At 72.6% G+C, this 14,874-nt stretch carries 12 protein-coding genes; 2 read left to right on the forward strand and 10 right to left on the reverse strand.

The annotated features are described in order from the left end of the window. Positions 1–3: 3 nt before the first annotated feature. The 8 genes from serS to OHA86_RS19525 all read right to left on the reverse strand — a co-directional run bounded on the left by serS (position 4) and on the right by OHA86_RS19525 (position 9,426). A complete protein-coding gene (gene serS / locus OHA86_RS19490) occupies positions 4–1,311 on the reverse strand; it encodes a serine--tRNA ligase (protein ID WP_329177070.1) in 1,308 nt (435 codons plus the stop codon). A 543-nt stretch (positions 1,312–1,854) separates the two neighbouring features. Further along, on the reverse strand, positions 1,855–2,784 hold the full coding sequence (gene pheA, locus OHA86_RS19495) for a prephenate dehydratase (protein ID WP_329177071.1): 930 nt from the start codon (positions 2,782–2,784) through the stop codon (positions 1,855–1,857). A gap of 57 nt (positions 2,785–2,841) precedes the next feature. Then, positions 2,842–4,086: an iron uptake transporter deferrochelatase/peroxidase subunit gene (efeB, locus tag OHA86_RS19500; RefSeq protein ID WP_329182474.1), complete on the reverse strand. Its 1,245-nt coding sequence runs from the start codon at positions 4,084–4,086 to the stop codon at positions 2,842–2,844. 151 nt (positions 4,087–4,237) lie between these two features. Continuing rightward, positions 4,238–6,391, reverse strand: a complete 2,154-nt coding sequence (locus tag OHA86_RS19505; RefSeq protein ID WP_329177073.1) for a copper resistance CopC/CopD family protein — start codon at positions 6,389–6,391, stop codon at positions 4,238–4,240. Between the two features lie 7 nt (positions 6,392–6,398). Then, the gene (locus OHA86_RS19510) at positions 6,399–6,731 is read right to left on the reverse strand and encodes a copper chaperone PCu(A)C (protein ID WP_329177074.1); all 333 of its coding nucleotides are present in this window, start codon (positions 6,729–6,731) and stop codon (positions 6,399–6,401) included. A gap of 143 nt (positions 6,732–6,874) precedes the next feature. Next, positions 6,875–7,549, reverse strand: coding sequence for an SCO family protein (locus OHA86_RS19515; RefSeq protein WP_329177075.1), 675 nt, complete (start codon positions 7,547–7,549; stop codon positions 6,875–6,877). Positions 7,550–7,635: 86 nt separating this feature from the next. Further along, entirely contained in the window at positions 7,636–8,406 is a 771-nt protein-coding gene (locus tag OHA86_RS19520) for a YcnI family copper-binding membrane protein (RefSeq protein ID WP_329177076.1), read from the reverse strand. A 237-nt stretch (positions 8,407–8,643) separates the two neighbouring features. After that, a complete protein-coding gene (locus OHA86_RS19525; protein ID WP_329177078.1) occupies positions 8,644–9,426 on the reverse strand; it encodes a hypothetical protein in 783 nt (260 codons plus the stop codon). Positions 9,427–9,669: 243 nt separating this feature from the next. On the opposite strand from OHA86_RS19525, the gene OHA86_RS19530 reads away from it, so the two are divergent. Further along, positions 9,670–10,161 (forward strand): ATP-binding protein, encoded by a 492-nt coding sequence (locus tag OHA86_RS19530; RefSeq protein WP_329177079.1) that lies wholly within the window; start codon positions 9,670–9,672, stop codon positions 10,159–10,161. 171 nt (positions 10,162–10,332) lie between these two features. Here the strand turns inward: OHA86_RS19530 and OHA86_RS19535 are convergent, their stop codons facing one another. Both OHA86_RS19535 and OHA86_RS19540 read right to left on the reverse strand, forming a co-directional pair. Further along, complete coding sequence (locus OHA86_RS19535) at positions 10,333–11,745, reverse strand: aminopeptidase P family protein (RefSeq protein ID WP_329182475.1); 1,413 nt, start codon at positions 11,743–11,745, stop codon at positions 10,333–10,335. Between the two features lie 154 nt (positions 11,746–11,899). Beyond that, positions 11,900–13,549: a PP2C family protein-serine/threonine phosphatase gene (locus tag OHA86_RS19540; protein ID WP_329177080.1), complete on the reverse strand. Its 1,650-nt coding sequence runs from the start codon at positions 13,547–13,549 to the stop codon at positions 11,900–11,902. 577 nt (positions 13,550–14,126) lie between these two features. On the opposite strand from OHA86_RS19540, the gene OHA86_RS19545 reads away from it, so the two are divergent. Next, positions 14,127–14,819: a bifunctional DNA primase/polymerase gene (locus OHA86_RS19545; RefSeq protein ID WP_329177081.1), complete on the forward strand. Its 693-nt coding sequence runs from the start codon at positions 14,127–14,129 to the stop codon at positions 14,817–14,819. The last annotated feature ends 55 nt before the right edge of the window (positions 14,820–14,874 follow it).

The following is a 14,874-nucleotide window of genomic DNA, read 5'->3' on the forward strand; positions in this document are numbered from 1 at the left end:
CGCTCACTTGGCGGCGGCGGAGAAGGCGGCCGTGGCGGAGGCGACCGGTTCCAGGACCTCACGGCCGCCCAGATACGGCCGCAGCACGTCGGGTACGCGCACCGAGCCGTCGGGCTGCTGGTGATTCTCCAGCAGCGCCACGATCGTCCGGGTGACCGCGCACAGCGTGCCGTTGAGGGTGGCGAGCGGCCGGGTGCCATCGCTGTCCCGCAGCCGCACTCCGAGCCGCCTGGCCTGGAATTCGAGGGTGTTCGAGGTCGATGTCAGCTCGCGGTATTTGCCCTGCGTCGGGATCCACGCCTCGCAGTCGAATTTGCGCGACGCCGACGAGCCCAGGTCGCCCGAGGCCAGCTCGATCACCTGGAAGGGCAGTTCGAGCGAGGTCAGCCACTGCTTCTCCCAGGCCAGCAGCCGCTGGTGCTCGGCCTCCGCCTCCTCGGGGGTGGTGAACACGAACATCTCGACCTTGTCGAACTGGTGCACCCGGAAGATGCCGCGGGTGTCCTTGCCGTACGAGCCCGCCTCGCGCCGGTAGCACGACGAGAACCCGGCGTAGCGCAGCGGCAGCCGGGCCGCGTCGATGATCTCGTCCATGTGGTAGGCGGCCAGCGGGACCTCGGAGGTGCCGACCAGGTAGAGGTCGTCCTTGTCGAGGTGGTAGACGTCGTCCTCGACCTGGCCCAGATAGCCGGTGCCCGCCATGGCCGCGGGCTTGACCAGATTCGGGGTCAGCATCGGGGTGAAGCCGGCCGCGGTGGCCTGCGAGATCGCCGCGTTGACCAGGGCCAGCTCCAGCAGTGCGCCGACGCCGGTGAGGTAGTAGAAGCGCGAGCCCGACACCTTGGCGCCGCGCTCGGTGTCGATGGCGCCGAGCATCTCGCCCAGCTCCAGGTGGTCGCGGGGGGTGAAGCCCTCGGCGGCGAAGTCGCGCGGGGCGCCGTGCTGCTCCAGGACGACGAAGTCCTCCTCGCCGCCGATCGGGGCGTCGGGGTGGACGATGTTGCCCAGTTCGAGCAGTAGCCGCTGGGCCTCGTCCGCCGCCTGGTGCTGCTCGGCGTCGGCGGCCTTGACCGCGGCCGACAGCTCGCCGGCCCGCCGCAGCAGCTCGGCCTTCTCGTCGCCCTGCGCCTTGGGGATCAGCTTGCCCAACTGCTTCTGCTCCGAGCGCAGCTCGTCGAAGCGGGTCCCGGACGCCCTGCGCCGCTCGTCGGCGGAGAGCAGGGAGTCGACAAGTGCGACGTCCTCTCCACGGGCGCGCTGGGAGGCGCGCACACGGTCGGGGTCCTCACGAAGCAGGCGAAGGTCGATCACGGCTACAGGCTACCGGGGCGCGGGCATCGCACGCGACAACTTAAGGGCTTTATGCCCGATATGAGCGTTTCGCAACAAAAGCGGGAGAAATACACATAGAGGGTGGAAAAAGCGCTCGTCAACCCTATTGCGGACGTCCCTCGTGCGGGGCATCGGGCTTGTGGAGAAACGGAGTTGATCACCGCTGCGGAAGCAGGTTATCCACAGGGGAGCCCGAGATCTCCACGACTTTTCCACAGGGTGTGGGGAAAATCTGTGGAGAAGGGACGGGGGCATTCCGGGGGCTCGGTGTTCGGCCATGGATTCCCCGTCAAAACCCGTTCCACACTCACTTTCGAGTGAGAAATACTCCCTCGGACGAGTGGACCGGACGAATTGGGATGACGAGGTGTGCCCTGTGTCACTCTGTGGCGTCCTGGCGTCTGTGTACCAATTTGTCGACTACGTCGGCTTCATCTGTCGACTTGTCCCCAGTTACCCACAGGCTGCGCGACCCGCCTGTGGATAACTCGTCAGTAGCTGTGCACAACGTGCGGAGCGGCGTCAGCCGCGCCCGTCGAGCGCCCGGTTCAGCCAGTCCGCGGCCTCGGTGAATTCCGCGTCCCCCGTGCCGCGGGCCACCGTCCCCGCCACCTCGTCGGCGCGCGGGTAGGAACCGAGGAAGCGTACGTTCAGGCAGCGCCGCCGCAGGCCCATCAGCGCCTCGCCGACCCGCCGGTCGGTCAGATGGCCCTCGGCGTCCACCGAGAAGCAGTACTGGCCCAGGCCCCGGCCGGTCGGCCGGGACTCGATCCGCATCAGGTTCACCCCGCGGATCGCGAACTCCTGCAGCAGTTCGAGCAGCGCACCGGGGTGGTCGTCGCGCAGCCAGAAGACCGCCGAGGTCTTGTCGGCCCCGGTCGGCGCCGCAAGGCGCGCGGGGCGGCCGACCAGGACGAAACGCGTCGTCGCGTTCTGCGCGTCATGGATCTCGGCGGCCAGCGCTTCGAGGCCGTACGTCGGCGCGGCGAATTCCCCCGCGAAGGCGCCGTCGAAGCGGCCCTCCTGCACCAGCCGGGCGCCGTCCGCGTTGGACGCCGCCGACTCCCACACCGCGTCGGGCAGGTGCTCGGCCAGCCACTGCCGCACCTGGGCCTGGGCCGCGGGGTGCCCGGTGACGGTCTTCACCGACGCCAGGTCCGTCCCCGGGCGTACCAGCAGGGCGAAGGCGATCGGCAGCAGCACCTCGCGGTAGATCATCAGCGGCCCGCCGAACGCCAGCTCGTCCAGGGTGGCGGTGATGCCGCCCTCCACCGAATTCTCGATCGGCACCAGCGCCCCGCCCGCCTCGCCGCTGCGCACCGCGTCCAGCGCCGCCGGTACCGACACCGTCGGCACCAGCTCACGGGTGGCGGCCTCCGGCAGCGAGCGCAGCGCGGCCTCCGTGAAGGTGCCCTCGGGGCCCAGATAGGTGTAGCGGCTCGCTGACGTCATGCAATCAGCCTAACGGCCCGCACACCCCGCGCCGTACGGGTCGCGGCGCCCGCGCGCTCAGCCCTCCAGCAGGCGCTGCCCGACGTATTCCCCCGGTCCCGCGCCGCCCGGCACCGCGAACAGCCCGCTCGACTCGTGCCGCAGGAAGCGCGACAGGCCGTCACCGCCGTCGAGCTTGCGCTGCACCGGCACGAAGCCCTTCACCGGGTCGGCCTGCCACGCCACGAAGAGCAGCCCGGCGTCCGGGACACCGTCGGCGCCGATGCCGTCGTGATAGGAGAAGGCCCGCCGCAGCATGGCCGCGCCGCCGTTGGACGCCGCTGCGGCGACCCGGATGTGCGCGTCGCCGGCGATGGCGAGCGAACCGTCGGCGTTGACCTTCCGCAGGTCGACCGGGGTGAATTCGGTGCCGCCCGACAGTGGCGCTCCGTCGGACTTGCGCCGCCCGATCACCTTCTCCTGGCGCGCCGTCGACAGGTGGTCCCAGTCGTCGAGCAGCATCCGGATCCGCCGCACCACCGCGTAGGACCCGCCCGCCATCCACGCGGGCGACCCCTTCGCCGGGACGAAGACCCGCTGCTCGAAGTCCGCCTCCGACGGCTTCGGATTGTTGGTGCCGTCGATCTGCCCCATCAGATTGCGGCCGGTCATCGGGCGGGCGGTCGCCCCCGGCGTGCGGTTGAAGCCGTTCATCTGCCAGCGCACCGCCGCCGTGCCCCTGGCCGCCTTCTGCAGCACCCGCAGCGCATGGAAGGCGACCAGCGCGTCGTCCGCCCCGATCTGCACCCACAGGTCGCCGTTGCTGCGCCCGGGGTCGAGACGGTCGCCGGCGAAGTCCGGCAGCGGCGCCAGCGCCTCCGGCAGGGCGCCGCCGAGCCCGGTGCGCCCGAAGAAGCTGCTGCCGAAACCGAAGGTGACGGTCAGCGAGGCGGGACCCGCGTCGTACGCCACCTGGTCGTCGTACGCGGCGGGGGCCGACGGACGGTCCGTCCCCGTCATCGTGCGCACCGCGTCCGACCAGCGCCGCAGCAGCGCGGCGGCGGCCCTGCGGTCGGCACCCGGCACCAGGTCGAAGGCCACCAGGTGGCCGCGGGCCTGCGCGGGCTGCACGATGCCCGCCTGCCGGACGCCTTCGAAGGGGATGTGTGCCGAGCCGACCGTGGCCAGCGCGGTCGGCTCGCTGTCCACCGCCGCCGCCACGCCCGCCCCTGCCGCGCCGCCGGCGATCAGCCCGGCCGCACCCGCGGCGCCCGCGCTGCCGAGCAGCCGCCGCCGGCTGATCGGCGCGGACCTTTCCCGCATCGGGGCGGCGCTTTTGTCCGCGCCGCCCTTCTCGGCGCCGCCCTTTCCCACGGCGCCGCCCATTGCCGCGTCGCCCGCCGGGTCGTCCATTGCCGCGCCGCCGCCGCGGCGGCCCGTCCTGATCCTGCCTGCCTTGCTCATGCCTGCTCGCTCACGATGTGATCTGTACGTTCCTTGTCACGGTCACCTCGTCGATGTCGGAGGTGCGGACGGTCAGCGCGACCTGCCAGCTGCCCGCGAGCGGCAGCCGCACGGTGGACGCGATCCAGTGTCCGGCGCTGAAGGGGGTCACCTTCACAGCCAGCGGGCCGAGGTGCTGCGCGGGAAGGGTGAAGGCGAGCCGGACCTCCGGCGCCTTGACCGCCAGTCCCGCGGGGTCGGTCAGCTCCAGGTGCACGACCGCGGTGGTGCCGGCCCGCGCCGGCGACAGGACCAGGTCCGCGATGCCCTTGCCGCCCGGGCCGCCGGTGTCGAAGGGGATACGCAGGTCGGCGTCCTGCGACGCGCCGGGTGCCGGGGCGGTCGCGCCGGGGGCCGCGGGCGCGGGGGCGAGCGCCTTCTGCTCCTCCGCGGCCCGGCCCGGCTGGCTGCCGGTGAGCAGCGTCGTGACGGTCAGCAGCACCACGGCGATCCCGACCTCGGCCAGGACCGAGCGGCGCAGCGCCACCCTGGCCGGGTCGGAGTCGCGGACCTTCCTGTCCCGGGCGGCCGTGCGGGCGGCCTGCTGCCTGCGCAGCTGCGCCATACGCCGCGGATCGTCCGCGCCGGTATCCGTACCCGCCCCTGAGGACGAGGCGGGCCCGGTGCCCGCGGAGGACTCGGTGTCCTCGGCGGAGTCCGCGGCGGCCTTGTCCTTGACGTCGCCCTGTACCGACGTGTCGGTGCCGCCGGCGGTCGCCCTGACCGTCTCCCGGGGCGCCTGACGGGCCGTCTGCCGGCCGACCTTCCCGGTCGTGGCCGTGGCGACCGCCACCGCTCCCGTCGCCTCGCCGATGGACCGCGTCCAGCGGCGCGAGAACCAGGCGACACACACCAGCGCGCCCACCAGCCCGATCTTGATCAGCAGCAGCCGCCCGTAGGAGGTGTCGGTGAAGGCGCGCCAGGTACCGATCTGCCGCCACGCCTGGTAGGTGCCGGTGCCGACCAGCGTGGTGACCGCGGTCAGGCCGATGGTGGAGAAGCGGCTAACGGCGGAGCGTTCGACCGTACCGGCCGTGGACGGCGCGCTCAGCGCGGTCAGCAGCGTGATCAGTCCGCCGAGCCAGACCGCCATGGACAGCAGATGGATCACGTCGACCGGCATCGCCACCTTGCGCTGGATTCCGACCGAGGCGTGCTCGGCCATCGCCCAGGTGGCGGCGATGCCGACCGCGACGACACTGCCGCCGATACCGAGGCCCCACGCCAGGTCGGCGCGCTCCTCCGGGTCCTCGCGTTTGGCGTAGCTGCCGAAGAGCACGGCGAGGAAGACCGCGGCGGCGGCCAGCAGCAGCAGCCGGGAGACCAGGGCGGCGCCCGGCCGGGTCTCCAACTGGGCGCGCATCACGCTCAGGTCGAAGGCGTCGCCGAGCCCGCTGCCGTTGACGTACGGGCCGCGCAGCATGATCAGCGCGATGGTGGCCGCGACCAGGGTGGCCCAGCCGCCCGCCACCAGGCGCTGCAGCGGCCGCAGCAGGGCGCCGCGGGGCCAGCACACGGTCAGGAAGACGCAGCCGCCCACCAGCAGCGCGAAACCGCCGTAGGCGAAGTAGCGGGCGACGCCGTAGAGCGTGCCCGCCGAGCCGCCGCCGAGCGAGGCCTGCTCCGACAGGTCGACGGTGGTCTTCGAGGCCGCGCCGACCGAGAAGGTGAAGGCGCCCGCGACCGGGTGGCTGTCCTGCGAGACCGCCTTCCAGGCGACGGTGTACGTGCCGTTGCCGAGCCCGGTGCGCAGCGCGACCGTCGCGGTGGACCCGGAGTCCTTGCCCGTGGCGTGGCCGGGCGAGCCCGTGGCCACGTTGGTGCCGGCCGGGTCGAGCACCCGCAACGAGTCGGCGGACAGCAGCACACCCTCGGAGAAGGTGAGCACCACCTGCTGCGGCGCGGTCCGCACCACGGACCCGTCCGCCGGGTCGGTACGGATCAGCGCCGCGTGCGCGGACGCGGGCGTGGCCGTGGCCAGCAGCACCGCGAACAGCGCGCAGCAGGCGGCCACGACCGCGGCCAGCCTGCGCAGCGGGCCGCGCGCACCGCCGGCTCCCGGGCGATCCCCGGACGTCGGCGCGGACACGGCCGCGGACCCCGGCACGTACAACCGTCTGTTCATCCTTCGCTCAGCCCCTCGGGTGATACGTCGTCGGCCGCACGGGCACGGTGAGCGTGACCGTGGCGGGCGTGGCGTGGGTGAAGTGGAGCATCAGGGTGATCCGCTCGCCCACCGAGGGCATGTGGGTGAGTGTTTCCAGCATCATGTGGGCGCCGCCGGTGCCGAGGACGAGCCGCCCGCCCGCGGGCACGGTCAGCGACGTCACCTGGCGCATGGTGGTGCCGGTCGTCGTGTGCAGGGTGACGTGCGCGGCCAGCGGCGTGGTCACCGACGTCAATTGTGCGTCCGTACCTCCGCTGTTGGACACCGTCACGTATGCGGCGGCTTCGTCGGTCAGCAAAGGCCTCGGTATGTATCCGCCGCTCACCGTCAGCCTTGCCGGACCTCCGGAGCCGCTGTGTCCGGCGAGACCGGCCGCGGCGCCGCTCGCCGCGGCCACTGCCACGGCTCCGCCCAGTGCGCCGAGGAGCGCGCGCCGCCTTTTCACGGCGCCTCACTCCTGATGATCTTCGGCAGGTCGTGGGCGAACTCCTCGGCCGTGGTCCCGGACATGTACAGCACATGCCCCTTGTCGTCCTTGGGCCAGAACGCCAGCACCTCGGCGCCGTGGGTGACGGTGATGCTGCCGTCCTTCTCCTTGACCGGCGCCTCGATGCCGACACCGACCGACCGGGCCGCGGCCTGGATGGTGGTGAAGTCGCCGGTCAGCCCGATGAAGCTCTTGTCCATCGCGCCGAGCCATTCGGTCAGCCGGGCGGGGGTGTCGCGCTCCGGGTCGGAGGTGACGAAGACGACCCGCAGCTTGTCCTGGTCGGCCTGCGGCAGCTTGGCCTTGGCGAGTGCCAGGTCGCTCATGGTGGTCGGGCAGACGTCGGGGCAGTGGGTGTAGCCGAAGAAGAGCAGGGTGGGCCGGCCCGCGGTCTGCTTGACCAGGTCGAACGGCTTGCCGTGGTTGTCGGTGAGCCGCAGCTGCGGCTTGGCGAAGGGTGTGTCGAGCACCGTGCCCGGCTTGGTGTTGGCCCCGCTCACATCGGCCAGGCTGCCGGCGCCCTGCGCGGAGCCGGAGTCGGAGCCGCCGGACGAGCCCCCGCAGCCGGTCAGCAGGAGGGCGCAGGCGGCGGCGAGTGCGACGGCGCCGGTCTTGATGGTGGTACGCATGAAGGTGGTCCTCAAAGTGCGATGACGAGTGGGCCGGGCGGCCGCGGTGTGCGGACCGCGGCCGCCCGGCGTGGTGACCGGTGCGGTCAGGCCGCGCCGCCGCCCGAGCCGTCCTGCCCGGCCGTACGGCGCCGCCCGGCGAAGACTCCGAAGCCGACGCCTGCCGCGCCGACCACGATCCCGGCGATGCCCAGGGCGCGGGCGGTGCCGTCGCTGTCGCTGCCGCCGGAGGAGGCCTGCTCGGTGGCCTTGCCGTCGGAGGCGGGCGCCGGTGCGGGCGTACCCGTAGCAGTGGCGGCGCCGTCGGCCTCCGGCGCGGTCAGCGTCAGGGTCGGCGCGGGATTCTGCGGCTCGGCCTGCCCTGCCTGCGGGACCTCGATCCAGCGCACGATGTCGCCGTTGTCGTAGGTCTGCAGCGTCTTGAACGACAGCGACGCCGCGTCGGAGGGCAGCGGCCCGAAGGAGACCGGGAACTGCTGGAACTGCCCGGGCGCGATCTTCCCGCCGCTCCAGGTGATCTTCGAGACGGCCTGGTCGACCGTGCCGTCGTCGGTCTTCAGCGGGGTGGCCAGCTTCGACGTCGTCACCTGCGCCGTCCAGCCGGGGACGGGCTGCAGCGAGACCGACGCGATCGGGTGGTCGGTCGGCAGGTTGACCTCGACCTTGACGGTGGACGCGCTGTCCTGCTCATTGGGCACCTTGAAGGCGACCGTGGTGTAACCGCCCTTGGCGGCGGTGGCCGGCTGCACGGTGACATGGGCGAAGGCCGGCACGGCGGCCAGCAGGACGGTGGCGCCGGCGAGAGCGGCGACGGTGGCGGCGCGGCTGCGCAGGTGCGACATACGGAAACTGCTCATGGCTGGGGTTCTCCACGGTGAGTGGTGCGGACGGTGGCATGGTGCGGGCCGCGCCGCCTGCGCACGGGTGCCGACCGGGACACGCGTACGCGGTCATCCCCGCCGTCGCGATGTGCGACGGGATGTCCGTACGGGTACGCGGGTGCGCCTTTGGTGCACTCCTGTGCGGGTCGCGGCCGGGCGGACCCGCGCGCCGTCGCCGGCTCACCCCCGGTGAAAGGGGGAGCGGACACCGCGTCAGGCCGCCAGTGCCACCGGTGGCGGGCCGCGCCTGGCCACGGAGTGCCGCAGCAGGACCGTGCGGCAGCCGGCGGCCGGGGCGTCACCCGTACGCCGTATGCCGTGCGGCCGGGAGCAGGAGATTCCGGCGGCGAGCGCGGACAGCAGCACATGGGCGCGGCGCAGGACCGCGGGGCTGAGCGCGGCCAGCCCGGCGGCGCCGCGTACCGACAGCCGGACCAGCCGCCACAGCGCGGCCTCGCCGCGCCGCAGCAGCCAGCCCGCCACCAGGGCGGCGAACAGGTGGCCGAGCAGCATCGGCAGCGAGCACAGCGGCAGGGTCGCCATGACCGGGTGCGTACCGCCGCTGCCACCGGCCTGCGACACCATGCCGGGCATGTCCGGCATGGAATGCGGGCCGTTCGGGTCGATGCCGGCGTTGATGACGATCTGCCGGGCGCTCCGCGGGGTGAGCTGCTGCCCGTGGCTGTCGCACACCAGCCGGGCGGCGATCGACAACAGACCGCCGTTTTTGTCACTCGAAGGAGTGAGTGACTGCGTGGCGCACATCTGGCCCGCGCCGAAGACCGTGTGCAGGGCGAGTTGCCCCGCCGCGAGGGCCGCCGCGATGCTCGGCAGCGTCCGCTCCCGGCCCGCCAGCGGCGCCACGACGGCGAAGACCGCCAGCCACCCGAGCACCAGCGACCACATCGGCACCGCGGTGCCCGAGGCCAGTGTGTGCCCGGCCGCGGCCAGCACGACGCAGACCGCGGTGAACACCGCGGCCCGTAGCAGTCGCATGCCGGCGCCTGCGCGCACAGCGGTGGCGGGGGAAGCCATGACGGCGGTCATCCTCTCACCGCGGGCACCGGCCGGGAACAGGGGGTGCAGGCTCGCGGTGGTGTTTCCGGTCTGTTTCCCTACACCCGTACGCCCGGCGCACGCATCGGCCGAATGAGCGGCATCACGTCAACGCCACGCTTACGGAGTGCTCTTCGCGGCAATACGTAACCGTATGTCGAGCCGCAGCCAGGAGGCTGGAGCATGAGCATCTGGTGGTCCCTCCATTTGCGGCGCGAGGCTGCGAGCGTGCCGCTCGCCCGGAGACTTCTGCTGGGGACCATGGAGACCGCCGGGGTCGACCCCGACACCTCCTTCGACCTCTGCGTGGCACTGTCCGAGGCCTGCGCGAACGCCGTGGAACACGCCGGATCGGCGACCGGCTACTGCGTCACCGCCCTGATCGACGGTGACTGCTGCCGGATCGAGGTCGCCGACTCCGGGCCGGGTTCGTCCCGCGACCGCGTATCCGAGTTCGACCGCACACCCGAGTTCGATCGCAAGCCCGACTGGGTCCTGCACCCGGCCCGGCCGCTGACCCACCGGGGGCAGTACGCCGAGCACGGGCGCGGACTCTTCCTGATCGAAGCGCTGGTGGACCATGTGCGCTTCCACGACCGGCCGGGGCACGGCACGGTCGTGTCCTTCGACAAGGTGCTCAAGTGGCGCGACGGGGCGCTGCTCAAGGCGTCCTGACGCCGGACAGCACGCCGGACAGCACGCCGGACAGCCGGACGGCCCGACCTCCGACCGCCCCTGCCGTCCGGCCGCCCCGACGAGGACGCCCTCGCCCGCCCCGACGCAAGGAGCCCGGCCGCCCGACTCCCGGTGCCCGGCCGACGACCGGGCGCCAGGGACCGCTGAGGATTACCCCCGCAGTTCCGCCATCCACGCCTCGACCTCGTCCGCGCCGCGCGGCAGCGCCGCCGACAGATTGCGGTTGCCGTCCGGCGTCACCAGGATGTCGTCCTCGATCCGGACCCCGATGCCGCGGTATTGCGCCGGCACGGTCAGGTCGTCGGCCTGGAAGTACAGCCCGGGCTCGACGGTGAGCACCATGCCGGGCTCCAGGGTGCAGTCCACGTACGCCTCGGTCCGGGCGTGCGCGCAGTCGTGGACGTCGAGGCCGAGCATGTGCCCGGTGCCGTGCAGTGTCCAGCGGCGCTGCAGTCCGAGCTCCAGCACCTGCTCGACGGGCCCGTCGAGCAGGCCCCACTCGACCAGCCGCTCGGCCAGCACCTGCTGCGCGGCCTCGTGGAAGTCGCGATAGGCGGCGCCCGGCTTGACCGCCTCGATGCCCGCCTGCTGCGCGGCGTGCACGGCGTCGTAGATCTGCCGCTGGATCGGTGTGAAACGGCCGCTGACCGGCAGCGTACGGGTGACGTCCGCGGTGTAGAGGGTGCGCGTCTCCACGCCCGCGTCGAGCAGCAGCAGGTCGCCGGACCTGACCGGGCCGTCGTTGCGCACCCAGTGCAGGGTGGTGGCGTGCGGGCCCGACGCGCAGATCGAGCCGTAGCCGACGTCATTGCCCTCGACCCGGGCGCGCAGGAAGAACGTGCCCTCGATGTAGCGCTCGGACGTGGCCTCCGCCTTGTCCAGCACCTTGACGACGTCCTCGAAGCCGCGTGCGGTCGACGCGCAGGCCTGCTCCAGCTCGGCGATCTCGAAGTCGTCCTTGACCGCCCGCAGCTCGGAAAGGAAGGCGGTCAGCTCCGCGTCCCGCTCGGCCGTCACCTTGTCGGTGAGCGCGGCCTCGACGCCCGCGTCGTGGCCGCGTACGACCCGGACCGGGCCGGTGGCCTCGCGCAGGTCCGCCGCGGCCTTGCGCACGTCGCGGCAGGGCAGCCCGAGCAGCTGCTCGGCCTCGGCCAGGCTGTGCCGGCGGCCGACCCACAGCTCGCCCTGGCCGTCCAGCCAGAATTCACCGTTCTCGCGGTCCGAGCGCGGCAGAAGATACGCCGTCGCCTGGTGCCCGCCGTCCGCCAGCGGCTCCAGCACCAGGACCGCGTCCTGCGTCTGGTCGCCGGTGAGGTGGACGTATTCGGTGCCGGCCCGGAAGGGGTATTCGGTGTCATTGGACCGCGTCCGCAGATTTCCCGCGGGGACGACGATCCGCTCACCGGGGAAGCGCGCCGAGACCGCGGCACGGCGGACCGCGGTGTGGCCGGCCTGCGCTATGGGGGCCAGCCCGCGCAATTCGGTGTCGGCCCAGCCGGACTTCATGGAAGCGGCCAGCTCGTCGGACACCGCCGGGTAGAGGCCGTTCTTGCGCTGCTTGATCGGCTTGTCCTGGGCGGTGTCCTGCCCGCCCTCCGCGGCCTTCTGCTCCGCCTCGCTGCGCTCGTCCCCGGTCGCGCCCTGCTGCTGGTCGGCCTCCGCCACGTCCCTGCCTCCTCCGCGATGAAACTTCCGTCCATCGTAGGCGGGCCCACTCTCAGTCGAAACGGGCCACCAGCAGCACCAGGTCCTCCACGCCCCCGGTCGCGTCCAGGCCGCCGGGCAGCACGGTGTGCAGCAGGTGGTCGGCCAGCAGCCCGGGGTCCTCGCGTACGGGCCCCGGAGCGCTCCGGGCGGCCGCGTGCAGCAGGGCGAAGGCCCGGTCGATGGACTCGCCCGTACGGTGCAGCAGCCCGTCGGTGTACAGCACCAGGCTCTCGCCGGCCCGTACGTGCACCTCGACGCTGGGCGCCTCCCAGCAGCCGAGCATGTTCAGCGGCGCAGACAGCGACGTCTCGACGTATTCGCAGCGGTGGTCGCCGACCAGCAGCGGCGGGCAGTGCCCGGCGCCCGCCAGCGTGACCCGGCGCCCGCCGGACGGCAGCGGCGCGCACGCGTGGCCGAACAGCGCGGTCGCGGAGCGGCCCGGCTCGGTCAGCCTGAGCAGCAGTTCGAGGTCGGAGAGCACCGCGACCGGGTCCTCGCCCTCCATCACCGCGTACGCCCGCAGGGACGCCCGCAGCCGCCCCATCGCGGCCACCGCGCCGGGACCCGCGCCGGTCACCCCGCCCACGGCCAGCCCGAGCGCTCCCTCGGGCAGCGGCAGGGCGTCGTACCAGTCGCCGCCGCCCAGCGGGCCGGTGCGGTGCCGTACGGCCATCCGCACGCCGGGCACGCGCGGCAGCCGGGCGGGCAGCATCTCGGCGACCAGTTCGGCGCTCGCGTGGCGCGCCCGGGCCAGCTCCAGGCCGCGGGCGATGTGCTCGGCGGCGAGCCGCAGGTACAGACCTGCCAGCCGGCGCTGCCTGTCGGTGGGATCGGCGGCCTCGTCGTAGAACCAGACGGCACTGCCGAGCCGGCTCCGGCCGGCCGCGGAAGGGGCGCCGCCGTTTGTGGAGGAGTGGGGGAAACCTGTGGAAGGGACGTCCGGGCCTGTGGAGAGGCTGTCCAGGCCTGTGGCGGAGTCGGCGAAGGCTGCGGACGAGCTGCCGCCCGCGTTTGCGGAGGAGGCGGCGCCGCTTGTGGAGAAGTCGCCGACACGGGGTGAGAGTCCGGTGCCGTCCACGGCCAGCGCCAGCCCGTAGCCGGCTCCGAGGCCGAGGTGCGCCGCGACCTCGCGGTGCCGGGCGTCCGGGTGGTCGCCGCGCCGCAGATCGGCGTGCACGACCTCGTCAGCGCCCACCGGGCCGCGGCCGAAGTCCACGGTCTCCAGGGCGCCCAGCTCGGCGTGGTTGAGGCCGAGTCCGACGGTGGTGTCGGGTCCCAGCCCGTCGGCGGGCGCCAGCGCGATCAGGCCGCGCCGTGCGCCGACCAGGGTGGACCCGGCCCGCAGCACCTCACGCAGCGTGTCGTCGAGCAGTGCCGTACGGGCGAGCCGTTCGGTCAGTTCGTGCAGCAGGGACAGGTCGCAGACCCAGGACGCGAGGCGGTCCTGCACGGCCGGCGCATGCTCGGGCGAGCCGCGTTCCGGCAGCGTGGAAACCGACACGGCGGGCGGTGCGGATGGGGCGGCGGGGGCCGCTGGGAATGGGGTGGCCGCGACGGCGGCAACAGGAGACGCAGAAGTGACAGGCGTAGCGGGAGTATGCGCTGTGGCAGACCTGCGTGGCTCGGTTCCGGCCACTTTTCTGACATGGGCCGGGTTCATGGCCGGGAACTTCCGGCCAGTGGCACGCAGGTGGGGCAATCGGCGCTTTTCGTTCGCAGTGTGCGGAGCACCCGCATGATGAGCATCTCAAACCCCCATGTGTGCTGCGCCGCTGTCAGGGAACCCACTTCTACACGCCTCATCGTGGGCATGTCCAGGATTGTCCTGGTACAAGGACTGGTGTCGGACCGCTTGCGGCCGACACCCTTCTCGCAATACGTTGGCCGAAAACAGCCACCCCTGCTCTATGCGCGCTGTCGACTGATCCCAGCCAACAGCGCGTCATATTGCGGGCGATGGGTAGGAACCCGAAGTCTGGCTCAAGCGTCGTATGTACGTAATCAGTTGACGGCCGACCCAACCCCGAGTGGCGAGGGGTGCCGGGCCCGACGTGCACCACGACCGGTGGGTCACGATCAGGGCACCGCGAACAGACAAGCGCCATATGCGCGCTACCCTCCGCCACGTTCCACGCTCGGCTGGCGGCGTGATGCGCTGCCTCGTAAGCGGTGTGCTCGACAAGTTACGTTCTGTAATGGGCAGATCCCTGGGCGTTAACGGAAAGGAACGAGCGCTGATGCGCGAGATCCTCGGAAGGCGACGCAAGATCTCACTACAGCGAAAGGAGCGGACCGCGTTGCTCAACGCGGCGCTCACCTACGCTGAGCAGTGGCAATGGCGGGTTGTGCCTGGTGTCGGGCTCGACGGACGCGGCAGTTGGCGGACGGCGGGATCGCCGCCGTGCGCCTGCGCGCGTCCCAACTGCCCGGTGCCCGGGGCGCACCCGCTCAACCCCGGTCTCCTGGCCGCGACCCGCGACCCGCGCATGGTGCGGTCCTGGTGGACCCGCAGGCCCGACGCACCGGTGGTGCTGGCGACCGGCGACCGGGTGTCGGCGGCGAGCCTGCCCGCCGTCGCGGGCGCACGCGCGCTGGAGGCGATGGAGAACCTCGGGGTACGGCTCGGCCCTGTGGTCGCCACCCCCACCCGGTATCTCCTGCTGGTCGCCCCCTACTCGCTGGCCGACCTGGGCGAACTCCTCGACAGCCACGACTGGGTCCCCACCTCCCTTCGCTATCACGGGGACGGCGGCTATGTGGTGCTGCCGCCGTCGACGAGCAGCGCCGGGCAGCCCTGCTGGGTGCGCCCGCCGGTGCCGGACGAGCGGACCGGCGGCAAGGCCCCCTGGCTGCCGCCGATCGGCACGCTGGTGGACGCGCTGGTCAGGGCCGGGCGTACGGCCCCGGACGGCGACCGGCTGACGTTCTGACGTTCTGACGTTCTGACGGGCACTCTGCGACTGGCCGGCCTTCCGGTCGGCCGAC

Origin of the sequence: Streptomyces sp. NBC_01477, assembly GCF_036227245.1 — a bacterium.
Taxonomy (GTDB): Bacteria; Actinomycetota; Actinomycetes; order Streptomycetales; family Streptomycetaceae; genus Actinacidiphila.